The 22,996-nt window shown below is 72.4% G+C and carries 19 protein-coding genes; 10 read left to right on the top strand and 9 right to left on the bottom strand.

Annotated elements, in window-relative coordinates; translation table 11 throughout:
* The first annotated feature begins 48 nt into the window (after window positions 1–48).
* From RT054_RS00265 to pgm, 4 genes are all read left to right on the top strand, one after another.
* Entirely contained in the window at window positions 49–264 is a 216-nt protein-coding gene (locus tag RT054_RS00265; RefSeq protein WP_312721473.1) for a hypothetical protein, read from the top strand.
* A 53-nt stretch (window positions 265–317) separates the two neighbouring features.
* Window positions 318–1,388 (top strand): GTP-binding protein, encoded by a 1,071-nt coding sequence (locus tag RT054_RS00260; protein ID WP_313021466.1) that lies wholly within the window; start codon window positions 318–320, stop codon window positions 1,386–1,388.
* Window positions 1,389–1,565: 177 nt separating this feature from the next.
* Window positions 1,566–2,843: a lipase family protein gene (locus RT054_RS00255; protein ID WP_313021464.1), complete on the top strand. Its 1,278-nt coding sequence runs from the start codon at window positions 1,566–1,568 to the stop codon at window positions 2,841–2,843.
* A gap of 115 nt (window positions 2,844–2,958) precedes the next feature.
* Window positions 2,959–4,623 (top strand): phosphoglucomutase (alpha-D-glucose-1,6-bisphosphate-dependent), encoded by a 1,665-nt coding sequence (pgm, locus tag RT054_RS00250; protein WP_313021461.1) that lies wholly within the window; start codon window positions 2,959–2,961, stop codon window positions 4,621–4,623.
* A gap of 150 nt (window positions 4,624–4,773) precedes the next feature.
* Here the strand turns inward: pgm and RT054_RS00245 are convergent, their stop codons facing one another.
* Window positions 4,774–5,595 (bottom strand): DUF4184 family protein, encoded by an 822-nt coding sequence (locus tag RT054_RS00245; RefSeq protein WP_313021459.1) that lies wholly within the window; start codon window positions 5,593–5,595, stop codon window positions 4,774–4,776.
* A 440-nt stretch (window positions 5,596–6,035) separates the two neighbouring features.
* Here RT054_RS00245 and RT054_RS00240 point away from each other — a divergent pair, with 440 nt between their 5' ends.
* From RT054_RS00240 to RT054_RS00225, 4 genes are all read left to right on the top strand, one after another.
* Window positions 6,036–6,821, top strand: coding sequence for a MerR family transcriptional regulator (locus RT054_RS00240; protein WP_312721128.1), 786 nt, complete (start codon window positions 6,036–6,038; stop codon window positions 6,819–6,821).
* Window positions 6,822–7,106: 285 nt separating this feature from the next.
* Window positions 7,107–8,642, top strand: coding sequence for a fatty acyl-CoA synthetase (locus RT054_RS00235; protein ID WP_313021457.1), 1,536 nt, complete (start codon window positions 7,107–7,109; stop codon window positions 8,640–8,642).
* Window positions 8,643–8,853: 211 nt separating this feature from the next.
* Window positions 8,854–9,840 (top strand): cation diffusion facilitator family transporter, encoded by a 987-nt coding sequence (locus RT054_RS00230; RefSeq protein WP_396837180.1) that lies wholly within the window; start codon window positions 8,854–8,856, stop codon window positions 9,838–9,840.
* A gap of 108 nt (window positions 9,841–9,948) precedes the next feature.
* Window positions 9,949–10,488 (top strand): hypothetical protein, encoded by a 540-nt coding sequence (locus RT054_RS00225; protein ID WP_313021454.1) that lies wholly within the window; start codon window positions 9,949–9,951, stop codon window positions 10,486–10,488.
* A gap of 39 nt (window positions 10,489–10,527) precedes the next feature.
* Here RT054_RS00225 and RT054_RS00220 read toward each other — a convergent pair whose 3' ends face one another.
* Entirely contained in the window at window positions 10,528–11,898 is a 1,371-nt protein-coding gene (locus RT054_RS00220) for a D-arabinono-1,4-lactone oxidase (RefSeq protein WP_313021452.1), read from the bottom strand.
* Window positions 11,895–13,130 (bottom strand): alanine racemase, encoded by a 1,236-nt coding sequence (locus tag RT054_RS00215; RefSeq protein WP_313021451.1) that lies wholly within the window; start codon window positions 13,128–13,130, stop codon window positions 11,895–11,897. Before RT054_RS00215 ends, RT054_RS00220 begins: the two co-directional genes overlap by 4 nt.
* Before the next feature lie 315 nt (window positions 13,131–13,445).
* Here RT054_RS00215 and RT054_RS00210 point away from each other — a divergent pair, with 315 nt between their 5' ends.
* Window positions 13,446–14,258 (top strand): maleylpyruvate isomerase N-terminal domain-containing protein, encoded by an 813-nt coding sequence (locus tag RT054_RS00210; protein WP_313021449.1) that lies wholly within the window; start codon window positions 13,446–13,448, stop codon window positions 14,256–14,258.
* 128 nt (window positions 14,259–14,386) lie between these two features.
* Here the strand turns inward: RT054_RS00210 and RT054_RS00205 are convergent, their stop codons facing one another.
* On the bottom strand, window positions 14,387–15,448 hold the full coding sequence (locus RT054_RS00205) for a putative sulfate exporter family transporter (protein WP_313021448.1): 1,062 nt from the start codon (window positions 15,446–15,448) through the stop codon (window positions 14,387–14,389).
* Between the two features lie 70 nt (window positions 15,449–15,518).
* On the opposite strand from RT054_RS00205, the gene RT054_RS00200 reads away from it, so the two are divergent.
* Window positions 15,519–16,415, top strand: coding sequence for a LysR family transcriptional regulator (locus RT054_RS00200; RefSeq protein WP_313021447.1), 897 nt, complete (start codon window positions 15,519–15,521; stop codon window positions 16,413–16,415).
* Window positions 16,416–16,651: 236 nt separating this feature from the next.
* Here the strand turns inward: RT054_RS00200 and RT054_RS00195 are convergent, their stop codons facing one another.
* The 5 genes from RT054_RS00195 to RT054_RS00175 all read right to left on the bottom strand — a co-directional run bounded on the left by RT054_RS00195 (window position 16,652) and on the right by RT054_RS00175 (window position 22,932).
* Window positions 16,652–17,563, bottom strand: a complete 912-nt coding sequence (locus tag RT054_RS00195; protein ID WP_312721144.1) for a co-chaperone YbbN — start codon at window positions 17,561–17,563, stop codon at window positions 16,652–16,654.
* A 165-nt stretch (window positions 17,564–17,728) separates the two neighbouring features.
* Window positions 17,729–19,504, bottom strand: coding sequence for a methylmalonyl-CoA mutase family protein (locus RT054_RS00190; protein WP_313021445.1), 1,776 nt, complete (start codon window positions 19,502–19,504; stop codon window positions 17,729–17,731).
* A gap of 224 nt (window positions 19,505–19,728) precedes the next feature.
* Window positions 19,729–20,523 (bottom strand): ABC transporter permease subunit, encoded by a 795-nt coding sequence (locus RT054_RS00185; RefSeq protein WP_313021442.1) that lies wholly within the window; start codon window positions 20,521–20,523, stop codon window positions 19,729–19,731.
* Window positions 20,524–20,692: 169 nt separating this feature from the next.
* Window positions 20,693–21,724 carry an ABC transporter ATP-binding protein gene (locus RT054_RS00180; RefSeq protein WP_313021441.1) on the bottom strand — a complete coding sequence of 344 codons (1,032 nt, stop codon included), beginning with the start codon at window positions 21,722–21,724 and terminating at the stop codon, window positions 20,693–20,695.
* Entirely contained in the window at window positions 21,721–22,932 is a 1,212-nt protein-coding gene (locus RT054_RS00175) for a DUF2092 domain-containing protein (RefSeq protein ID WP_313021440.1), read from the bottom strand. The genes RT054_RS00180 and RT054_RS00175 overlap by 4 nt, the downstream gene beginning before the upstream one ends.
* Window positions 22,933–22,996: the final 64 nt, after the last annotated feature.

Raw genomic sequence — 22,996 nt, 5'->3', positions numbered from 1 at the left:
CCGGGGCCTCGGCGCACGCCCAGGCCTGCAGCGCCTACGCTGTCGACCATGCCGACCGACCCTCACGAACCCCGCGACGAGCCCGGATCCCGAGTCCTCGCCCGAGCGCTGCTCGTGGGTACGCTGTCCGCCGTCCTCTGGTTCCCGCTGCAGTCGGCGATGGGTGGCCGGGCCTCGTGGTCCACGGCCCTCGCCGTCGCCGTCGTCGTCGGCCTCGGAACCCTGGTCGGATCCGTCGTGAGGAACGCCCGGCGTCCGCAGTAGGTCCCCGCGCATCCCCTCACCGGCCCGCCCCGGGGATGTGGGAGCGTGTGCGCATGTCCGCACGCGTCCCCGTCGTCCTCCTCTCCGGCGGCCTCGGGAGCGGCAAGACGACGCTGCTCAACCACCTGCTCGAGCAGGGTGTCGGCCGGATCGGTGTGGTGGTCAACGATTTCGGAGACATCGCCGTCGACGCCTTCCTCGTGCAGGGGCAGGTCGACGCGACCGCGACGATCTCCGGCGGCTGCCTGTGCTGCCTGTCCGATCCGAGTGAACTCGACGACACACTCGCGTCTCTCGCGGCCCCTGCTCTGGACCTCGACGTCATCGTCGTCGAGGCCTCGGGCCTCGCCGAACCGCGGGAACTCGCCCGGATGATCCTCTCGAGCGGCGTCCGCGCGATCCGGTTCGGTGGGGTCGTCGAGGTGCTCGACGCGGCCGCCTGGGCGCAGGCCGACCCTCAGGGACCCCTGCCTGTCGCGACCGATCATCTGCAGGTCGCGTCGGTCCTCGTCGTCAACAAGATCGACCGACTCGAGGGACACCCCGAGGCGACCCGCCGCCTGGACCAGGCCATCGCGCGTCACGCCCCCCACACCCCCGTCGTGCGGACGAACTTCGGACGCGTCGACCCCAGCCTGCTGTTCGACGCCGCCGAACGCGAGACCCCCACGGGGCAGTTGTCCTTCGCCGACCTGCTGCGGGAGACCGCCGGAGAGCACAGGGACCCCCATGGGCACGGGCACGCACACGGGCACGCACACGACGCACACCACGGCCACGCGCACGAGTCGTGCACGTCGGTGAGCGTGGATTCACCGCTCGGAACGTCGCCGCGGCAGCTCGTCGATGTCCTGGAGAACAGGAGTCCGGGTGTCTACCGGGTCAAGGGACGCACCTGGTTCGACGCACCCGGGCATCGGGTGCAGTACGTCGTCCAGGCCGTCGGCGGGTGGCTCGCGTTCGAACGCCGCCCCTGGCCGGCGGGAACGACGAGGGGCACCCAGATCGTCGCCGTCGGTACGGACATGGACGACGCAGCGGTCGAGGCCGACCTCCGCTCCTGCCTCACCGACGAACCCGTCCCCGCCGACCATCTGCACGCCGTCATACGACTGACGCGGTGAGTGCCTGCGAACCGTGCCGCGGGCCCGGTCGCGAAATGCCTGCCATCACACAGTGACTCGGGGTAGCGAGCGACGCTACCGCCGCGTACGTTGTGCGCACCTCGTCGGACGTCTGTCGACGAGGTGGGCCTCGCACCGTCGCGACGCCCCCCTGCTCGATCCGCTCGGAGGACAACGATGTCCATCTTCACCCCTCGCAGTGTCGTCGCCACGAGTGCGCTCACCGCAGCGCTGTTGGCCCTTGCTCCGGCTGCCGCCACCGCCGACGAGCACGACATCCCGGGCACCGCCGGTGCCGCCACCCTCACGGGGACGCCGGAACCGCCGCGACCCGCGTTCTACGAACCCCCCGCCGAGATCCCCACGACCCCGGGCACGATCATCCGTCAGGAGAAGGCCGACAACGTCCTCGACCCGCTCGACGTGACCTCGGCATCCTTCGACGCCCGCCGGGTGATGTACGCCTCGCAGGACCGGGAGGGCCGCCCGATCGCGGTCACCGGGTTCGTCGTCTCGCCGCGCGCCACGTGGCTCGGCAAGGGGCCGCGCCCGATCATCTCGTTCTCGGTCGGCACGCAGGGCATGGGCGACTCCTGCGCCCCGTCGCGACAGCTGCGCGACTTCACCGAGTACGAGATCCTGGCGTTCAAGGGGCTGTTGCTCCGCGGCTACGCCGTCGCCCTCACCGACTACCAGGGGCTCGGGACGCCCGGCAGCCACACCTACATGGTGCGCGCGGCCCAGGGACAGGCCGTCCTCGACATGGCGCGCGCGGCGCAGCGGGTCGGCGTCCGTGGGCTGTCCGCTGCCAACCCGATCGGTCTCATGGGGTACTCCCAAGGCGGTGGCGGGGCGGCGGCGGCAGCCGAGCTGGCGTCGTCCTACGCCCCCGAACTGGACATCAAGGGCACCGCGGTCGGCGCCGTGCCCGCCGATCTGTCCTCCGCGGTGCCGCGCAAACTCGACGGGTCGCTCTACTCCGCGTTCGAGCTCTACGCGATCGTCGGGCTCTTCCAGGGCTACCACGTGGACCCGGCGGCCTTCCTGAACGCCCGGGGCCTCGCGGTCCTGCCGAAGGTCGAACAGAGCTGCACCCAGAAGCTCGCCGACCTCGCGTTCGTCCGCACCTCGACGCTCACGAAGGACGGGCGCCCCATGCACGATTCCTTCGCCGAGGAGCCGCTGCGGAGCATCCTCACGGACAACAGGATCGGCAACCGCAAGCCCAGCAGTCCGGTGCTGCTCACGCACTCGATGGCCGACGACGTCATCCCCTTCTCGGTCGGCAAGCAGCTCGCCAAGGACTGGTGCGCCAAGGACGCCACGGTGTGGTTCCAGCCGCTCGTGACCCCCACGCACGTCGGTGGCGCGCTGCCCACCGCGACCTACGCGGGCACCTTCTTCGAGGCCCGGTTCCGCGGGGACAAGGCCACCGGCAACTGCGCCGTCCGATGACCGACGCGGGTGGGGTCGCGACGCGGTGACCCCACCCGCGGCAGGCCCCTCGTCAGGCGACGATGTGGCCGATGCCTCGGGCGTCCGGGCGGACGCATGGTGCGAGGATGGACGCATGACCGCGAACCGTGCAGGACAGCCCGCCGAACCCCGCGACCTCGTGGACGTGGCCCACCTGATCACCGCGTACTACACGCTGCATCCCGACGCCGAGAACGTCGACCAACAGGTCGTGTTCGGCACCTCGGGGCACCGCGGCTCGAGCCTCAGGACCGCGTTCAACGAGGACCACATCCTCGCCACGACCCAGGCGATCGTCGACTATCGCCGCGAGCAGGGCTTCGACGGCCCGCTCTTCCTCGGGCGCGACACCCACGGCCTGTCCGAACCGGCGTGGGCGAGCGCGATCGAGGTGCTCGTCGCCAACGACGTCCACGTCATGGTCGACGCCGAGGACCGGTACACCCCCACCCCCGCGGTGAGCCACGCGATCCTGCGCGCCAACAAGGGCAAGATCGGCGGGTTCGACGACCTGCCGGCGAACTCGGGGCTGGCCGACGGCATCGTCGTCACCCCGAGCCACAACCCGCCCTCGGACGGCGGCTTCAAGTACAACCCGCCGCACGGCGGCCCGGCCGACTCCGACGCCACCGCCTGGATCGCCGACAAGGCCAACGCCTACATCCTCGCCGACCTCGAGGGCGTCCAGCGCATCCCCTTCGACGAGGCCCGCCCCTCGTGCGAGAGCTACGAGTTCAAGCGCCTCTACGTCGAGGACCTCGAGAACGTCGTCGACATGGCGGCGATCAAGGAGGCCGGCGTGAAGATCGGCGCCGACCCCCTCGGCGGCGCCGCCGTCGACTACTGGCAGGCGATCGCCGACCACTACGGACTCGACCTCACCGTGGTCAACCCACTCGTGGACCCGACCTGGCGCTTCATGACCCTCGACTGGGACGAGAAGATCCGCATGGACTGCTCCTCCCCCTCGGCGATGGCGAGCCTCATCGACAAGAAGGACGCCTACGACATCGCCACCGGCAACGACGCCGACTCCGACCGCCACGGTATCGTCACCCCCGACGGCGGGCTCATGAACCCCAACCACTACCTCGCGGTCGCGATCCAGTACCTCTACGGCGGGGCCCGGCCGCAGTGGCCCGCCGACGGGTTCATCGGCAAGACCCTCGTGTCGAGTTCGATGATCGACCGGGTCGCCGAGGACCTCGGCCGAACCCTGGTCGAGGTGCCCGTGGGGTTCAAGTGGTTCGTGCCGGGGCTGCTCGACGGCTCGGGGCCGTTCGGCGGCGAGGAGTCGGCGGGCGCGTCGTTCCTGCGCTTCGACGGCACGGTGTGGTCGACCGACAAGGACGGGATCATCCTCGCCCTGCTCGCGAGCGAGATCCAGGCGAAGACCGGCAAGAGCCCCTCTCAGCACTACGCCGACCTCGTCGCGGCGCACGGCGACCCCGCCTATGCCCGCGTCGACGCCCCCGCCGACCGCGAGCAGAAGGCCAAGCTCAAGGCCCTCTCCCCCGAGGCCGTCACCGCCGAGACCCTCGCGGGCGAACCCATCACGGCCAAGCTCACCGAGGCCGCCGGCAACGGCGCCGCGATCGGCGGCCTCAAGGTGACGACGGAGTCCGCCTGGTTCGCGGCCCGCCCCTCCGGCACCGAGGACGTGTACAAGATCTACGCCGAATCCTTCAAGGGCCCCGAGCACCTCGCGCAGGTGCAGAAGGAGGCGCGGGAGGTCGTCTCCGCCGCTCTCGGCGGCTGACCCGCGCGAGGTCCTGGATCTCACCGCTGGGCTGATCCCTTCTTCGTCACCGACGGCCGCTCCCCCGGGGGAGCGGCCGTCGGTGTGTCCTCGCGACCCGGTCGGGTCGCCGCTCGTGTCGTGTCGTCGCTCGCGGCGCCGCCGGCCGTCTCACTCCTCGCGTGAGCACCTCGAGCTGACGGGTGTCGAGCCCCGGCGGCCCTGCCTCGGCGTCCCGCGCCCGGCTCCACCCTCGGCCCCGGAGTCCGGTGGGGGCCGCGGCGTGAGGTGCCAGAGTCCCGAGGTGAGCAGCAGCGCAGCGCCCGCGGTCGCGCCACCGACCGTGACGGCGTCGTAGAGGAGTCCGTAGAGTCCGCCACCCCCGGCGGCGAGCTGCGACGTGGCCACGACTCCACCGACGAGCAGCGGCGCGAGGAGCACCCACGGCGCGAGTCGTGGCCGTCGGCGGGCCTCGGACGGGGTCGGCGTCCGCCGGACGAGGATCGTCACCGCGACGACGGCGAGGATGAGGAGACCGGCGACACCGCTCACGTACTGCGCCCACCTCGCCCCGATCAGGGGGCCGTGCTGGGCGGCGAGCCACGGCACGTGTCGCACGCCCCAGCGGTCGGTGTGCGTGAACTCGTCCCATCCGACGTGGGTGGCCGCCCCGATGAGCGCGGCCGGCAGCACCAGCCATCCCCCGTCGACCGGTCGCGGCAGACGGCGACGCATCGCCGTGGGCGTGGCGTCGATGAGGGGCGCGGCGACGACGTACCGCCACAGCGACCACAGCGCGACCCCGAGGGCGACGTCGATGGTGAGGACGCCGAGCAGGGTGTGGGTCCGCGCGTACCCGAGACCGACCGCCTCCACCGCCGGAACGAACAGCGGCAGATCCGGCGCCATCGACCCGGCCGCGAGCGCGGCGAAGGGCAGCCGCGTCCTCGCGAGCGGCAGCACCGCGGCCGGATGGGCGAACGTCACCGGCATGGATTCCCCTCTCGACACCTCGACCGTACTGGGAGGGTCTGGGCGTGACATGAGTGAGCGGCCTGCCGCGGGTCACAGCGTAGGACGCGACCGGGGAGACTCGGCGGTGATGACGACGGCCCACGAGGCGGCACGCCGGCCACCACCACGACGGTTCACTCGGCACCCTTGCGACCCCATGCCCCCTGCCTCCGCCGCCACAACGGTTCACTCGGCACCCTTGCGACCCCATGCCCCCTGCCTCCACCGCCACAACGGTTCACTCGGCACCGTTGCGACCCCATGCCCCCTGCCTCCACCGCCACAACGGTTCACTCGGCACCCTCCGGACTCCAGGTCCTCTAGGGCGGCGGAGGTCGGAGGGACGCGACGGGCCGCGCACCCGCGGATCCTTACGCCGGACTTGACCCTCACGCGACGTGACGCCTCACGCTCGTGTCATGACCGGAACGACGGAGGACGAGTTCGACGAACCGATGACCGTGGGCCAGGTGGCGCGGCGGGTGGGGATCACCCGGCGCACGCTGCACCACTACGACGAGATCCACCTCGTCGTCCCGAGCGTGCGCACGCACGCCGGCTACCGCCTCTACACCGACGAGGACCTCACGCGCCTGCAGCACGTCGTGGTGTATCGCCGGCTCGGGTTCGGACTCGAGGAGATCGCCGATCTCCTCGAGACCCCCGACGGGCTCGTCGGTCACCTCCGCCGTCAACGCGCAACGGTCATGACCCGCCTGGAGGAGCTTCGCGGGCTCGTCGAGGCACTCGACCACGCATTGGAGAACGCCATGAACGACACACCCATCACCGACGCGGACAAGCGCGAACTCTTCGGCGACGGCTTCGGCGAGGAGTACGTCGCCGAGGCGGAGCAGCGCTGGGGTGACACGCCCGCCTGGGCCCAGAGCCGGGAGCGCACGGCCGGCTACACGCGCGCCGACTGGGAGCGCATCAAGGCCGAGGGCGACGCCGTCAACGCCGAGTTCGCGCGTCTGCTCGACGCGGGCGTCCCCGCGGACTCGGAGGAGGCGGCGCGGGCCGCCGAGGCGCATCGCCGCAGCATCGAGTCCCACTTCGACTGCCCGCACGACCTCCACGTGAGGATCGCCTCGATGTACCCGAGCGACCCCCGGTTCACGCGGTACTACGACGAGATCCGCCCGGGGCTCGCGCAGTACGTCGACGACGCCGTCCGCGCCAACGCCGCCCGCCACGGCGTCTGAGGCGGGCCGACCTCGGCGGCCACGCGCCGGGGGGTAAGCGCCCCACGGCGGCAGGACGCCGGGAGGCACGGACGCCGGGATCCTCCCGCGCTCCGGGCGTCCGACCCGCCGGGGTCGGACGCCCGGGGGCGCGGGTGCGCTGCTCTGCGCGCCGGTCGCGAGAAGGCCGGCCGGTCGGGTGGTCTCATCAGCGTGGACGGGTGCTTCCCCGCCTCCCGTGCCCGCCGTTACTCTCCCGGGACCGGTGGCCTCGCCCCGCCACCCCCGCCTCGCCAAGGAGAGCCCATGACCGACGTCGTCCGTCGCAGCACCGTCGCCGACGTGCTCCACCGCAGCGCCCGCCGCGTCCCGACGCGCACCGCGCTCGTCTTCGCGGACCGCACGTGGACGTACGCCGAGCTCGACGACGCCGTCTCCCGGGCCGCGGCCCATCTCCTCGGCCTCGGGCTCGGCAAGGGCGAGCGGGTCGCGGCGTTCGGCAAGAACTCCGACGCCTACCTCGTCGGGTTCCTCGCGTGCTGCCGGGCGGGGCTCGTGCACGTACCGATGAACAACCAGTTCACCTCGCGCGAGGCGGGATACGTGCTGCGCCAGTCGGGCGCGAGCGCCGCGCTCGTCGACCCGGGGATGCGGGCGACGCTCGAGGGCGCCGAAGGGTGCCCCGACCTCGTCCTCTCCCTCCGCGACGAGGAGGGCAGCCTGCTCGACCTCGCGCGCGGCGCTGACGTGAACGCAGGCGAGGAGGCAGGCGTCCCCGAGGTCCACGTCGACCTCGACGACACCGACCTCGCCCAGCTCCTCTACACCTCCGGGACGACCTCCGCCCCCAAGGGCGCGATGATGTCGCACCGCGCGCTCGTCCACGAGTACGTCTCGTGCGTCGTCGCGCTCGACATGACCGAGCACGACGGGCCGTTGCACGTCATGCCGCTGTACCACTCCGCGCAGATGCATGTCTTCCTGCTGCCGTGGCTCGCGGTCGGCGCGACGAACACCCTGCTCGAGACCCCCGACCCCACCGAGATCCTCCGGCGCCTCGAGGCCGACCGGCACGGCGCGTTCTTCGCAGCGCCGACACTGTGGGTCGCCCTCGCCAACCACGCCGACTTCGAGACCCGCGACCTCTCCGCGCTGCGCAAGGCGTACTACGGCGCGGCGATCATGCCTGGACCCGTCCTCACCCGTCTGCAGGAGAAGCTGCCTGAGCTGGGGTTCTACAACTGTTTCGGACAGTCGGAGATCGCCCCCCTCGCCACCGTCCTGCGCCCCGAGGAGCACGCCGACCGACCGTCCTCGATCGGGCGTCCGGTGCTGTTCGTCGACCTGCGCGTCGTCGACGCCGAGGAGGCGGACATCGCCCCCGGCGAGCGGGGCGAGATCGTCTACCGGAGCCCGCAACTGTGCGACGGGTACTGGGACAAGCCCGAGGAGACCGAGACCGCGTTCCGCGGCGGCTGGTTCCACTCCGGTGACCTCGCGACGGTCGACGAGGAGGGCTACCTCACGATCGTCGACCGGGTGCGCGACGTCATCAACACCGGCGGCGTGCTCGTCGCGCCGCGGGAGATCGAGGACGTCCTCTACGCCCACCCGACCGTCGCCGAGGTCGCCGTCGTCGGCGTGCCCGACGAGAAGTGGGGCGAGGCGGTGCAGGCGTTCGTCGTCCCCCGGGCCGGCGCCGAGATCGACGTCAAGGCCCTGCGCGCCCACGCCCGTGCCGACCTCGCGAGCTTCAAGATCCCGAAGGACATCCGCGTCGTCGACGCCCTCCCCCGCAACGCCTCGGGCAAGATCCTCAAGCGCGAACTCCGGAACGCCTGAGGGACCCTCGGGCGGCGGGGCGTCCGCGACGTCGCACGGTCCCGGTCGGGGGAGGCGGAACGGCCCGGTCCGGGTGTCGTCGGAGCGCCGGAGACCCGGCACGCGAGTACCGTCGTGGTTCGTGACGAACGCAGACGAGCCCGTGCTCGGGGAGCGTCCCGAGGCGGCGGCAGGATCACCAGGGTCATCGAGCGCCGGCGGTGCCACGTCGGTGACGAGTGGCGACGGTCCACCCGGAGCGGACGAACCGGGCGCATCCACGGGCGGGGAGAGCATCCTCACCGTCGTCATCGCCCTCGTCGCCAACGCGCTCATCGCGACGGCGAAGACGGTGGCGGCGATGGTGTCGGGCTCGGCCTCGATGGTCGCGGAGGCGACCCACAGCTGGGCCGACACGGGCAACGAGGTGTTCCTCCTCGTCGCCGAACGGCGCTCGACGAAGGCGGCCGACGACACCCATCCGCTCGGCTACGGCCGCGCCGCGTACGTGTGGTCGATGATCGCGGCGTTCGGTCTGTTCGTCGCGGGTTCGATCCTGTCGATCACCCACGGCATCTCCGAACTCGGCGCGGAGGGCGAAGGCAGCGACTACCTCCTCAGCTACATCGTGCTCGCGATCGCGTTCGTGCTCGAGGGGGCGTCGTTCGTCCAGGCCCTGCGCCAGACGCGGGCCTCGGCGGCCAAGCTGCAGCTCCGGCCGATGCGCTACATCCTCGACACCTCGCAGACGACGCTGCGGGCGGTGTTCTTCGAGGACGCCGCCGCCCTCCTCGGCATCCTCCTCGCCGCGAGCGGCCTCGCGCTGCACGAGATCACCGGCAACGCCGTCTACGACGCGATCGGATCGATCCTCGTCGGCGTGTTGCTCGGCGTCGTCGCGCTCCTTCTCATCCAACGCAACATCGAGTTCCTCGTCGGGCAACAGGTGAGCGCCGACGTCCGCGGCCAGGTGCTCGCCGCGCTGTACGACAACCCCGAGATCGACAGCGTGACGTTCCTCCACCTTGAGTACGTCGGACCGTCGAAGCTGCTGCTCATCGCCGCTGTCGACCTCGCCTTCGACGATGTCGAGTCCGCCCTGCAGCCGCGCATCCAGGCGATCGAGGACCGCCTCGAGCAACGTCCGTTCATCGCCCGCGCGTTCCTCACGCTCTCGGCCCCGGGCGTGGCGCCCCTCTCCGATCCCGACCCACGCTGACGGACGCAGACCGCGCGGTGCCGGCCGGCGCACCTCAGCCCCGACACCCGGGCCCCACATGGCGCGAGAGCGCGAGAACGGCCCCGAGACGACACGACAGGACACGTGATGAGCGAGACCACCCCCACCGACCAGACGACGATGGACGCCGAGGGCCGCCTGTTCGTCCTCACCGGTCCGGGAGCCGACGACGTCGCCCGTGCCCTCACGGCCGCCCTCCCCCGCGCGGCGTCGGTCGACGGGGCGGTCGTCGAGGCGATGTTCACCGGCGAGGGCGGGGTCTCCCCTTCCGACGCCCGCACCGCCCTCGAGACCCGCTACCTGCGCTACACCGCGGGCATCGCCCTCGCCGACAGCTTCCGTCTCGCCGGATTCGACGCCGTCGTCGCCGAGGACGTCCCGGACGACCATCTCGAGGCCTACCTCGACTTCGCCGCGCCCACGCCTGTGCATCTCGTGCAGCTCTCGGTCGGTGAGGGCGGCGCGGGTGCCAGGGACGGCGAGGACGGTACGGCCGGCGACGTCGCCCCCGCGGCGACGCCGGTTCCCGGTCTCGTGCTCACCGGGCACGACCCGGTCACCCTCGCCGCCGAGATCGCCGCCCGCGCCGAGGAGGCCCGGGTCGACCCACCGGTCGAGGGAGAGTGACCGCTCCCCTCGGCCGGCGGGACACCGACCCGAGGGGGGTCAGCCCACCGGCCCGAGGACGCGATCGAGGTCGTCGTTGCGCAGGAGCCCCTCGGGGTCGACCTGCGCGCGGACGCGTCGCACGTCCTCGAAACGCGGGTACAGCTCGGCCAGCCGTTCGGCGCGCAGGCGGTGCATCTTGCCCCAGTGCGGACGCCCCTCGTGGGCGGCGAACACGTCCTCGACGAGCGCGAACAGCGCGCGGTGGTCGACGCGATGGTACTGGTGGACGGCGACGTAGACGGTGCGTCGTCGGTGGGCGGTGGAGAGCCAGACGTCGTCGGCGGCGGCGAAGCGGACCTCGACGGGGAAGGTCGCCGTGACCCGGCGACGGTCGAGCTCGCCGCGCAGCTCGCGCAACACGTCGCCCGCGGCCTCGACGGGCATCGCGTACTCCGTCTCCCGGAACCGCACCCGTCGCGGTGAGATGAACACGTCGGCCGAGGACGCCGTGTAGGTGCGCGTCGACAGTCCGCGCGCACTCGCCGTGTTGAGGATGGGCACGAGCCTCGGCACCCGGGCGCCGAGACGGTTGAGGCCCTCGAACACGCCGTTCGAGACGACTTCGTCCTCGAGGAGATGCCGCCACTGCGGCAGTGGCGCGCCGCTGCGGTCCTCGGGCGCGACGCGGGTGTTGAACTTCGCCGACACACGATCGGTGCCGGGGAACCAGAAGAACTCCACGTGGTCGGCCTCGTCGGGCAGCGTGTCGATGCGCCCGAGCACCGCGTCGAGAGGTTCGGGCCGCTCACAGGCGCGGAGCCGGAACGCGGGGACGCAGTCCAGGCGCAGCGCGACGACGACACCGAAGGCGCCCAGGCCGACGGTGGCGGCGGCGAACAGCTCCGGCTGCTGCTCACGTGAGCATTCGACGAGCTCACCACCGGGCAGGACGATCCGCAGCGCGGAGACGAACCCCGCCAGACCGGTGAGATGCGCCCCCGTGCCGTGGGTGCCGGTGGACACCGCGCCCGCGATCGTCTGGGCGTCGATGTCGCCGAGGTTGGGGACGGCGAGCCCGAGGTGGGCCAGCGTGGCGTTGAGCGCACGCAGCGTCGTCCCGGCCCGCACCCACACCCGCGCCACCGTGCCGGAGGACGGGTCTCCCCGCTCGGGTGTGTCGAGGCGCTCGACCCCGTCGAGGCCGCTCATCGCCCGGAGATCGACCATGACGTCGTCGGTGACGGCGATGGCGGTGAAGGAGTGACCCGAGCCGACGGGACGCACGGTGCGCCCCTCCTCCCGCGCCCGGGCCAGCACGTCGGCGACCTCGACAGCCGTCGTCGGGAACGCGATCCGCGCCGGTGCGCAGGTGTGGTTGCCGGCCCAGTTGGTCCATGATCCGCCGGTCCGGTCGGGCTGGGGACTCATCCGAAACACCGCTCTTCTCCTCGATAGGTGGGCACCACGTCGGCGACCGCGCCGCCGGTCACGAGGTGCAGACGATCGACGCGCTCACAGAGCTCACCGGCCTTGGCATGCCGGAACCACACGCGGTCACCGACCTCGAGGTGGACGCCGGCGGGGACACGCAGCGGCGTCTGGACCTCACCGGCTCCCTCGGTGCCCACGAGCCGCAACCCCCGCGGCCACCAGGGCCGTGGGAGACGCGAGGCTCCGGCCGCGCCGGAGGCGACGAGGCCCGCCCCGAACACCGTGACGTACCCCGGCGCCGGGCGTCGCACCACGGTCGTGACGAAGAACGCGGCGGGCTCGAGGTCGAAGGCGCGGTAGTCGTCGAAGAGGTGCGGCGCGAACAGGCCCGATCCGGCGGCGACCTCGGTCACCGACGGGTCGGGACCCATGAGGTGCAGGCTCCCCGTGCCGCCCGCATTGACGAGCAGGCCGATGCCCGCGATCTCGATGGCCGCCTCGACGATCCGGCGGCGGCGTCCGGCCAACTCGGCCGCCGATCGGCGCTGCACCTGCCGCACGAGGCGGGAGGAGTCGGCCACCCCGGCGATCTGCGCGTCGTAGAACATGAGGCCCGCCGGTTCGAGCACGTCACTGGCGACGAGGCGGTGCACCAGCGGCGCGACGTCCGCCTCGGTCCGCAGGGGGGAACGGCGGGCCCCCAGGTGGATCCGCCCGATCCGATAGGAGGCGTCGACGTCGAGGCACACCCGCAGCCGGTGCCCGTCGGGGACCGACCCTGCCCGCATGACGCTCTCCGCGAGGTCGAGGTGGGCGTCGCCGTCGGCCATGACGACGATGCGGCGACGGGCCTCGGCGTTCCCGGCGAGCCGTTCGAACGCGGCCCGATCGACGCTGGGATAGGCGACGAGGACGTCGTGGTCGGCGGGGAGGGTGTCGGTGCCCGTCACGAGCCAGAGGGCCTCCTCGAGGGAGAACGCGAGCACACCGGAGAACCCGGGCCGTCGCAGAACCCGGGCCGTGAGGAACCGGCACCGCACCGACTTGCTCGCGACCCGGATCGGGGACCCACCGGCGCGCTCGACGAGGGCGTCGGCGTTGCGGTCGAACGCGTCGAGATCGACGACCGCGAACGGGGGCTCCAGGTGCTGCGTCGTCGCGACGAGGGCGGAGGGGGCGTCCTCGTGCGCGGTCCCTCCAGTCGGACGCACCCGTCGGCCTGCGGACATCCACGGCTCCTCAGGTCGTCGGCGACATCTGCGGATCACACCCTCAGCGTGGCCCTCCGCCCTGTCAAGACCCACCGCATGTCGGAGCCGCGCAGCCTCCCGAGCCGGTCCGGGTCCCTCCCCCTCTGCTCGCTCGGAGCCGTCGGCAGCAGGTGGGGGCGTCGGGGGTTGGTGGGGGTTGGTGAGGGTCGGTCGGTGAGAGGCGACCCCGGCCGGTGGCACCTGACCGCTGGAACGTGGCCGGTGGGATGTGGCCGCCGGAACGTGGCCGGTGGGATGTGGCCGCCGGGATGTGGCCGGTGGCAGGGTGAGCACATGCAGACCGACGCCCCCACCCGACCGGGTCCCGAGCAGTACCTCGCGGCGATCGAGGCGGACTCCGCCCGTGTCGTTCAGGCACTGTCCGACGTCGAGGAGTCGGCGGCGGTGCCCACCTGCCCGGGGTGGACCGCGCTCGACCTCGCCCGACATCTCGCCGAGGTCCAACACGCGTGGGCCGGCAACGTGCGCGAGGGCGTGACGACGCCGACGCAGGCCGAAGACCTGCGGGTCGCCGATCCCCTCCCCGAGGCCGACGGTCTGGACGCGACCCTCGCGCTGCTCAGCGAGGCGACCGGCGAGCTGCTCGGCGCGCTGCGTGGTCGGTCCCCGGAGCAACCGGCCTGGTCGTGGGCGTCGGACCAGACGATCGGGTTCGTCCTGCGTCGTCAGGCGCACGAGGCGTGCGTCCACCGCCTCGACGCCGAACTCACCGCCGCGCCCGACGGCAGCGCTCGCACCCTCGTCGATGCGATGCTCGCCGCCGACGGGGTCGACGAACTCCTCCACCTCGTCGCGGAGTTCACGCCTGCGGCCTCCCACGAGGACCCCGCGGGGCGGCCCGTGCGGGTCGTCGCCTCCGACACGGGCACGACGTGGCTCGTCACCGTCGACGCGGGCGCGGGGGCGATCGAGGTCGCCACCGCCGATCCCGCCGACGGCACCGTGCGCCCCCAGGCGATCCTCACGGGCACCGGGGAGGATCTGCTCTGCGCCTTCTGGGGTCGTCCCCCGGTCAGCGACCTGCACCGGGTCGGTGATCCGCTCCTCATCGCCGAGCTGGAGAGCATCCTCACCCGAGCCCGGTGAAACCCAGACGGCAGATGGGATGGCAGCTGAGGTATCGCCCAGGCAGTACTCCAGCATCCATCCCATCCGCCGTCTCGGGTTCACGCCGGGCGGGGGCGCCGGCGTCGTGCACGCAGGGGTGGGGTCGTTCAGCCGACCAGCGTCACCCCGCCCCAGCCGATGAGCCCGACGGCGAGGGTGGTGAGGGTGGCGAGCACGACGGGCCGGCCTCCGACGGTCTTGAGGGTCGCGATGCGGACGCCGCAGCCGAGGGCGAACATCGCGGCGGCGAGCAGGACGGTCTGGACGACCTTGAGGGCGTCGAGCGTCGGGCTCGGGAGCACGCCGACGGTGCGCACGAGCACGGCGAGGAGGAACCCGACGACGAACAGCGGGACGATCGGGGGGAGCCGCTGCTCACGGGCTCCCCCGCCCGGCGCCGCCGCGCAGCCGGCCCGGCGCCGCATCTGCCATCCGAACCACACCGCCACCGGCGCGAGCATGAGCACACGCGCGAGCTTGACGACGACCGCCCCCTCGAGAGCGCCCCCGCCGATGATGCCGGCGGCGGCCACGACCTGCGCGACCTCGTGGATGGAGGCCCCTGCCCACAACCCGCCGACGTGCGCGCCGAGTCCGAGCAGTGCGACGAGCAGCGGGAGCAGCGGGATCATCAGCGTCCCGAAGAGCACGACGAGCGCGAGCGCGGTGACGACGTCCTCGTCCTGCTTGTCGTCGATGACCCCTTCGACGCCCGCGACCGCCGCCGCACCGCAGATGGAGAACCCGGCGCCGATGAGGCTTCGCTGGGCGGGGCGGATCCCGAGCATCCGGCCGCCGAACTCCGCGACGAGGAGTCCCCCGACGACGACGGCGAGGACCACCCCGATCATGCCGGCACCGAGACCGGCGATGTCCAGCAGCGACACCTGCAGGCCGAGCAGGACGATCCCTGCGCGCAGCAGGGTCTTCGCCGCGACGGCGAGGCCGGGTGCGGTGGCCTCGGGCATCCGGACGAGGTTCGTGAGCACGACGCCGACGAGGATCGCGACGAGCAGGGCGCTGAGGGTGGGGACGAGGGTGTTGAGGCCGAGCGCCGCGAGCGCGACGGTGAGCGCCAGGGCGAGGCCGGGGCCGACCCGTCGGAACGCGCCGGGATCGGCCGGGTCGTCGACGGAGAGGAGGGCGCGGTCGCCCGGTCGGGAAGTCACCTCGTCAGCGTCTCGTGGGGTCGGCGGCCGCGCTAGCGCCCTCCTGCGAATGGGGTCATATCATCGAGGCATGACCTCACGGGCACCGGACGTCGAGGGCCTCACCCTGCTCAGCGTCGTGGCGCGCACCGGGAGCCTCGGCGCCGCCGCGCGGACGATGGGCCTCGCCCAGCCCAACGCCAGCCGGATGCTCGCCCGGCTCGAACGCGACCTCGGGCTCTCGCTGGTCGACCGCAGTCCCTCGGGGTCACGCCTCACCCCCCACGGGCGTCTCGTCGTCGACTGGGCCGAACCCGTCCTCACCGCCCTCGACCGGCTCGCCGCGGGCGCGGAGTCCCTGCGCGAGGACCGCGCCTCCCATCTCGTCGTCGGTGCGAGCCTCACCGTCGGGGAGCACCTCGTGCCGCGGTGGCTCACGCGGTTCCGCAGCGAGCATCCCGAGGTCCAGGTGCGGATCCGGGTGATGAACTCCGCCGACGTCGTCGCGGCCGTCGAGTCCCGCACCATCGACGTCGGCTTCGTCGAGTCCCCCACCGTCCCGTCGTCGCTGCAGAGCCTCGTCGTCGGACACGACGAACTCGTCGTCGTCGTCGCGCCGGACCATCCGTGGACCCACCGCACCCAGGTGAGCGTCGACGACCTCGCCGCGACCCCACTCGTTGTCCGCGAGCCGGGCTCGGGCACGCGCGACACCGTCGACGAACTCCTCGCGGGGCGGGAGGCCGCGACGCCGGTGATGGAGCTGTCGAGCATCACGGCGATCGTCAGCAGCGTCGCGGCCGGAATCGGGCCGGCGGTCGTCTCGGCGCACGCCGTCACCGATGCGGTCCGCGATCACCGGGTGCGCATCGTCCCGCTCGCCGGGCAACCGCTGCGGCGCGACCTGCGGGCGGTCTGGCGCCCGAGCCGCCGCCTCGGCGTGTCCTGGGACTTCGTCCTCACCGCCTGCCACACACCGCCGAGCTGACCGGGCTTCCGCCGGCCGGCGATGACCGCCGCCGACGGCACGCACGACGTGACTCCGAGGTGGGCGACGAGACCCCGCTCGTCGCGCTCGTCGTGACGAATGACGGGGTGGTCGAAGGCGTCGAGGACATGCGTCGCCGCCGACGAGGTCCGCCATCGGCAGCAGGTCGGCGAGCGACGTCGTGTGACGCGGTGGCGGGCTCCCCCTCGCCGGCGACGGGAAGACCGCACCACCCCTCAGAACAGGGCGCTCATGAGCGCGCGGCGCGCCTTGACGACCCGCTCGTCCTGGGCACCGACGACCTCAAAGAGCTCGACGAGGCGGGTGCGGACCTTCTCCCGGTCCTCGTCGGCCAGTCGCCGCACGAGGTCGACGAGGCGCGAGAACGCGTCCTCGACGTGGCCACCGAGGAGGTCGAGGTCGGCGATGACGAGCTGGGCGTCGACGTCGTCGGGCGAGTCGGCGGCGGCGGCGCGGGCGGCGGCGAGGTCGACGCCCTGCGTGCGCTCCATGAGCGAGACCTGGGCCAGCCCGGCCGCGGCGTCGGCGTCCTTGGGGTTCTTCTTGAGCGCCGCGCGGTAGGCCTCGACGGCGGCGGCGTAGTCGCCCGCCTCGATGGCGTCGTAGGCAGCCTGGTGCTCGGGCGAGAGGGGCTCCGGCTCGGGCTCGGCGCCGCCGACGGCGACGCGTCCGGTCACGCCGTTCTCCTGCGCGACCTGGAGGAGCTGCTCGAGGGCCGGAAGGAGCTGGTCGACGGGGATGACGCCCGGGGACAGCGGCACCGGCTGCGCGGCGATGATCCCGAGCGTGAAGGGAAGCTGCTGCACCTGGAACGCCTGCGCGATGCGCGGCTGCGCGTCGGCGTCGACCGCGATGACCCGCAACCGGCCACCGAGCCGCTCGGCGGCCGTGACCGCGTTGGTCACCGCGGCCTCGGTCTCGGGGTGGGAGGCGGACCAGACGACGGCGAGCGCCGCGACGTCCTGCGTCCCCAGCATGAGCTCCTGGAACGACGCCTCGTCGGCGTCGACACGGATGCCGCCGGGCGCGACGGCTCCCGGCTGCTCGCTCTTGGGCCCCTGCCCGAGGGAGGACAGGTCGACGGCACCACGCAGGGCGGAGGAACGGATCGGAGGCTGTTCGGTCATGACGGCATTCTTGCCGACGTGGGCGCGCGGGTGACAACCGGCGGCCCGGCCGACGCGACGGGCCCGCCGCACCGGGTGTCGGCGCAGCGGGCCCGAGCGGGACTCCCCCATGCGAGCGGACCGATCAGGATCGACCGCGATCCTCCCGGCCCCGGGTGGGAGGCCTCAGAAGCGGGCGGGCTCCCGGTAGATGCCCCACTCGTCGCGCAGGGCGTTGCAGATCTCCCCGAGGGTGCACTCGGCGCGGACGGCGTCGAGCATCGCGGGGATCATGTTCTCGCCGGTGCGGGAGACCTCGACCATGCGGGAGAGCGCGTCGGCGGCGATGTCCTCGTTGCGGGCGGCGCGGCGCTCGCCCAGCTCACGCACCTGCTCGCGCTCGACCTCGTGGCTGACCCGGAGGATCTCGAGTTCGCTCGCGACGGAGTCGGTGTGGCAGTTGACCCCGACGACGCGCTTGTCGCCCTTCTCGAGCGAGATCTGGTGCTGGAAGGCCGCGTCGGCGATCTCGGCGGAGAACCAGCCCTCCTCGATGCCGCGCAGGATTCCGGCCGTCATCGGCCAGGTCGCGTCGGCGCCCTTGTGGCCGGTGTTGGCGCGGACGATCTCGGCGAGGCCGGCCATGTCGTCGACACCGACGCTGCTGCCGCCGAGGCGCAGGATCTGGTCGAAGATCCGCATGGCCTCGGCCTCGATCTTGTCGGTGAGGGCCTCGACGTACCAGGAGCCGCCGAGCGGGTCGGCGACGTTGGTGACGCCGGTCTCCTCCATGATGACCTGCTGGGTACGCAGGGCGACCTCGGCCGACTGCTCGGTGGGGAGGGCGAGGGTCTCGTCGAGGGCGTTCGTGTGGAGGGAGTTCGTGCCGCCGAGGACGGCCGCGAGCGCCTCGGTCGCGGTGCGGACGACGTTGTTGAGCGGCTGCTGCGCGGTGAGGGAGACACCGGCGGTCTGGGTGTGGAACCGCAGCCACTGCGCCTTCTCGCTCGTCGCGCCGTAGACGTCGCGCATCCACGTGGCCCAGATCCGACGCGCCGCGCGGAACTTCGCGATCTCCTCGAAGAAGTCGACGTGGGAGTCGAAGAAGAAGCTCAGCCCGGGCGCGAAGGAGTTGACGTCGAGGCCGCGGGAGAGACCGAGTTCGACGTACCCGAAACCGTCGGCAAGGGTGAACGCGAGCTCCTGCGCGGCCGTCGACCCGGCCTCGCGGATGTGGTAACCCGACACCGAGAGCGGCTTGTACGCGGGGATGTTCGCGTCGCAGTACTCCATGAGGTCGCCGATGAGGCGCAGGTGGGGCTCGGGGGAGAACAGCCACTCCTTCTGGGCGATGTACTCCTTGAAGATGTCGGTCTGCAGGGTGCCGTTGAGCTTGCCGACGTCGCAGCCCTGCCGCTCGGCGGCGACGAGGTACATGCAGAAGACGGGGACGGCCGGCCCCGAGATCGTCATGGACGTCGTCACGTCCTCGAGGGTGATGTCGGAGAAGAGGATGTCCATGTCGCTCGCGGAGTCGACGGCGACACCGCAGTGACCGACCTCGCCCAGGCTCATCGCGTCGTCGGAGTCGCGGCCCATGAGGGTCGGCATGTCGAAGGCGACGGAGAGCCCGCCGCCGCCACGGCCGAGGATCATCTTGTAGCGCTCGTTGGTCTGCTGGGCGTTGCCGAAACCGGCGAACTGGCGGATGGTCCACGTGCGGCCGCGGTAGCCGGTCGGGTACAGGCCGCGGGTGAAGGGGAACTCCCCCGGCCACCCGATGCGGTCGAAGTCGGGATCGGCGCGCTCCTGCTCGGGCGTCGGGCCGTAGGCGGGCTCGACCTGCATGCCGGAGAGCGTCGTGAAGTCCGCCTCGCGGATCTTCGAGGCGGCGTAGCGCTGCTCCCAGCGCTCGCGACCGGAGAGCGTGGTCTGGGTCTCGTTCGGCGACGTCATCGTCATGCCTGCCAAGATACTAGGACTTCCTAGTAAATAGCCAGGGGTGCGCTCGACGGTGCGGTGAACGGTCCGACGACGCTCCAGATCGGCCGCCACGACACCGCCGAGGTCGCCGCCGCACCGCGTGTTCCGCCCGCCCACCCCCTCCCGGAGGTGCGTCCGGCGAACGTACGGTGCAAGGTCGATCTCGCGGTGCACGGTCGAGGGCGGCGTCGCTCTCCGACGCCTCAGCTCGTGACGTCGCGGGTGCGGAATCGCCACAGCGCCGCCGCGAGGCCGAGGGCGATGTAGACCGCGAAGACCCTCAACCCCGCGAGCATGGGCTCGGTGAACACCGGCTCCCGGAACAGGTCGGCGAAGGCCATCCAGTGGGTGGGGATGAGGAAGGGGTGCACGGCCTCCATCTGCGGCAGGGCGCCGATGATCTGCATCGTCATCGTCACGATGACGACGGCGATCATCGCGGCGATCGGCTGCTCGGTGAGGCTCGAGACGAGCATGCCGATCGCGAGGACGGCCGCGAGCGCGGCCGTCGCGTATCCGACCGCGAGCACGACGCGCCACAGTCCTTGGGCGTAGGTGAGCTCGAACCCCGAGAGCGTCGGCACGGGGCCGGCGCCGAAGAGCAGGAGCCCGACGAGCACCCCGGTCCCCGCGACGACGAGCACGGCGAAGAGCACCCCGGCGAGCGCCGCGAGGTACTTGGCGAGCAGCAGGCGGGTCCGTCCGACGGGCACCGTGAGCACGTACCGCAAGGTCCCGCTGCCGGCCTCCCCCGCGAGGGCGTCCCCGCTGACGGCGGCGACGGCGAGGGGGAGGAACAGCGGCATCTGCACCGTGAGGGCGGTGAGGGCGACGAACATCCCGTTGGTCGTGATGTCGGCGAGGAAGGCCGGACCCACGCCCGGTTCGGGCGCGGCCTGGCGGACGGCGAAGGCGATGACGATCGGCACCGCGGCGAGGATGAGGATGCCGATCTGGTTGCGGCGCCGGCTCGCGATGAGGCCCATCTCGGAGCGCACGAGGCGCCAGAAGGCGCCCGGCCGTGGGCGGCGACCTCCGACGTGGGCCGACCCGGTCGCCGCCGGCGTCCGGGACGGGGTCGGGGACGGGGTCGACGACCTCAGGGTGCCGTCCTCACCGGGCGTGCTCGGGGGCGTGACGCCGGACGGGGCGGCGAGCGGGCGTGAACTAGCGGGAGACATCGAAGCCCTCTCCGGTGAGCGAGACGAACAGGTCCTCCAGCCGCGGCGGCCGCAACTCGAACCCGCGGACACCGACGCCGGCGTCGACCAGGGCGGCGACGAGGTGTTCGGGCTCGAGGTCGGGGCAGGTCGCGGTGACGACCGGCCCGTCCGTCGTGTCGACGACGGCGACGTCGGTGAGCCCGAGGCCGCCGAGCACCTCGACGGCCCGGACGGGTTCGGCGGTGGTGACCCGGACCTGGGTGGGTGCGAGGGCGCGGATCTCCCCGACGGTGCCCTGGGCGACGACCGCGCCCTGCCGCATGACGCCGAGGTGGGTGCACACCTGCTCGATCTCCGAGAGCAGATGGCTCGAGACGAGGACGGTGACGCCCTCGGCGTTGAGTTCGCCGAGCAGGTGACGGATCTCGCGGGTGCCCTGCGGATCGAGACCGTTCGTCGGCTCGTCGAGGACGAGGAGGTCGCGCTCGGCGAGGAGGGCGGCGGCGATCGCGAGCCGCTGCCGCATGCCGAGGGAGTAGGCCCGGTACCGCTTGTCGGCGGCGTTGAGCAGACCGACGCGTCGCAGCGCCGTCTCGATGCGTCCGGCGGAGGTCGCGGGGTCGGCGAGGGCGTCGACGGCGTCGAGGCGACGCAGGTTGGCCCGTCCCGTGAGGTGGTGGTGGAAGGCCGGCCCCTCGACGAGCGACCCCACCCGCGTGAGCACGCTCGAGGCGCGGTGCGGCACGGGTTCGCCGAGGATCTCGATGGAGCCCGAGGTGGGTCGGATGAGGCCGAGGAGCATCCGGATCGTCGTCGTCTTGCCCGAGCCGTTGGGGCCGAGGAACCCGTAGATCGATCCCCGGGGCACCTCGAGGTCGATGCCGTCGACGGCGCGATGGGAGCCGAACGCCTTGACCAGCGCCGAGGTGCGCACGGCCGGGGCCGGACCCTGATCGTCCCCACCCGGGCCGACGCCCGCCCCCTCGTGTCGGGGGCGGGCGGGCGGGCCGGTGCGTTCGCGGGGCAGCGCCGTCATCGGCGGGTCGCGAGCGCGGCGGTGAGCTGCGTGGAGGGGACGGCGCCGACGGCGACCCGGCCGTCGTCGGTGAGGACGGCGGAGAACAGCGTGCCGTCGAGGACCCGGCCGCTGCCCCACGCCCCGGAGGTCTGCGGCAGGGAGTCGAGGACCCCGGCGAGGTCGGGCGCGGCGTCGCCGTGCGGGCCGGTCGACTCGCCGTCACCGCTGGTCATCTCGGCGAGCGCGTCCTTGCCGAGGTTCGCGACGTAGACACGGCTCCACCCCTGTCCCACGACCTGCAGGTCGTCCTTCGCGTCGCGCTTCGCCTCGGCCTTGGCCTTGGCGTCGCCCGTGGTCTTCCCGTCGCCCTTCGCCCGGTGCGGCTTGGTCGCGTCGTGTGAGGCACCCGCGGCGGACAGGTCCTGCTTCTCCAGGGTCGTCCCGGCGGGCGGGGTGAAGGTGAACATGCGGTCCTCGACGTCACCCATGTCGATGCTGCTGAACCCGACCTCGTAGGCGGGCGAGCTCAGACGCGTCGAGAACACCTGCACGCGCAGCGGGATCATCGTCTCGCCGTCGACGGCGAGACGGACGTCCTTGACGAGGGTGTCCTTCTGCTTGGGGGTGAGCACGAGTTCGTAGGCGTCACGACCGGCGACGCGGGAGACCGACGTCGTCGACACGGTGGAGTCCTCACCGAGCCGCGCGAGGATCTGCTGCGAGGCCTCCTGCGGGGTGGCGGGCATCGTCGCGCCGTCGCTTCGGTGCGTCTGCCCGCTCGGCGTGTCGGCGGGCAGGGTGTACTGCACGGCCTTCTTCTCGGTGCTCGACCAGACCCAGGCCTGCGACCCGTTGCGGACGATGTCGGTCTCGCCCGCGTCGCCGAGCTTGGCGAGGCGCACCTTCTCCGGTCCGTCGTACCAGACCCGCATCGTGTGCGACCCGCTCACCAGCGACGTGAGTTCGGCGGAGTCGCTCATGCCCGGCATGTCGGGCAACCCGAGGTCGGCCTTGGCGACGACGGTGCCCGACAGCGCGGGCACGCTCGCCTGCTGCAGGCCGGTGAGGATCTCCTCGGCGCTCTTGTCCGGGAGGCCGTCGGCCGCGCCCGCTCCGATCGTGCCGTAGCCGATACCGCCGGCGACGACGAGGGCGGCGACCGTGGGCACCGCCCACCGTGCCCGGTGTGAGGTCGTGGTTCGTGCCGTGGGCTGGTGCTCGCTCATGACTCCATGCTCCCCCGTCCTCCTGACGGCGTCCTGAAACGACGAGGCCGCCCCGCGGTCCCGG

It is taken from the genome of Mobilicoccus sp. (assembly GCF_032060985.1).
GTDB lineage: Bacteria > Actinomycetota > Actinomycetes > Actinomycetales > Dermatophilaceae > Mobilicoccus.
The sequence above is the reverse complement of the archived record's forward strand: the minus strand, read 5'-3'. Positions and strand labels throughout refer to the sequence as shown.

Bases quoted from the DNA above. Each gene is read 5' to 3' on its own strand.
- RT054_RS00225 (WP_313021454.1), top strand. From the start codon at position 9,949: ATGAGCGAGACCACCCCCACCGACCAGACGACGATGGACGCCGAGGGC.
- RT054_RS00240 (WP_312721128.1), top strand. From the start codon at position 6,036: ATGACCGGAACGACGGAGGACGAGTTCGACGAACCGATGACCGTGGGC.
- RT054_RS00200 (WP_313021447.1), top strand. From the start codon at position 15,519: ATGACCTCACGGGCACCGGACGTCGAGGGCCTCACCCTGCTCAGCGTC.
- RT054_RS00175 (WP_313021440.1), bottom strand. From the start codon at position 22,932: ATGAGCGAGCACCAGCCCACGGCACGAACCACGACCTCACACCGGGCA.
- RT054_RS00180 (WP_313021441.1), bottom strand. From the start codon at position 21,724: ATGACGGCGCTGCCCCGCGAACGCACCGGCCCGCCCGCCCGCCCCCGA.
- RT054_RS00245 (WP_313021459.1), bottom strand. From the start codon at position 5,595: ATGCCGGTGACGTTCGCCCATCCGGCCGCGGTGCTGCCGCTCGCGAGG.
- pgm (WP_313021461.1), top strand. From the start codon at position 2,959: ATGACCGCGAACCGTGCAGGACAGCCCGCCGAACCCCGCGACCTCGTG.
- RT054_RS00235 (WP_313021457.1), top strand. From the start codon at position 7,107: ATGACCGACGTCGTCCGTCGCAGCACCGTCGCCGACGTGCTCCACCGC.
- RT054_RS00260 (WP_313021466.1), top strand. From the start codon at position 318: ATGTCCGCACGCGTCCCCGTCGTCCTCCTCTCCGGCGGCCTCGGGAGC.
- RT054_RS00255 (WP_313021464.1), top strand. From the start codon at position 1,566: ATGTCCATCTTCACCCCTCGCAGTGTCGTCGCCACGAGTGCGCTCACC.
- RT054_RS00195 (WP_312721144.1), bottom strand. From the start codon at position 17,563: ATGACCGAACAGCCTCCGATCCGTTCCTCCGCCCTGCGTGGTGCCGTC.
- RT054_RS00265 (WP_312721473.1), top strand. From the start codon at position 49: ATGCCGACCGACCCTCACGAACCCCGCGACGAGCCCGGATCCCGAGTC.
- RT054_RS00190 (WP_313021445.1), bottom strand. From the start codon at position 19,504: ATGACGATGACGTCGCCGAACGAGACCCAGACCACGCTCTCCGGTCGC.
- RT054_RS00210 (WP_313021449.1), top strand. From the start codon at position 13,446: ATGCAGACCGACGCCCCCACCCGACCGGGTCCCGAGCAGTACCTCGCG.
- RT054_RS00215 (WP_313021451.1), bottom strand. From the start codon at position 13,130: ATGTCCGCAGGCCGACGGGTGCGTCCGACTGGAGGGACCGCGCACGAG.
- RT054_RS00220 (WP_313021452.1), bottom strand. From the start codon at position 11,898: ATGAGTCCCCAGCCCGACCGGACCGGCGGATCATGGACCAACTGGGCC.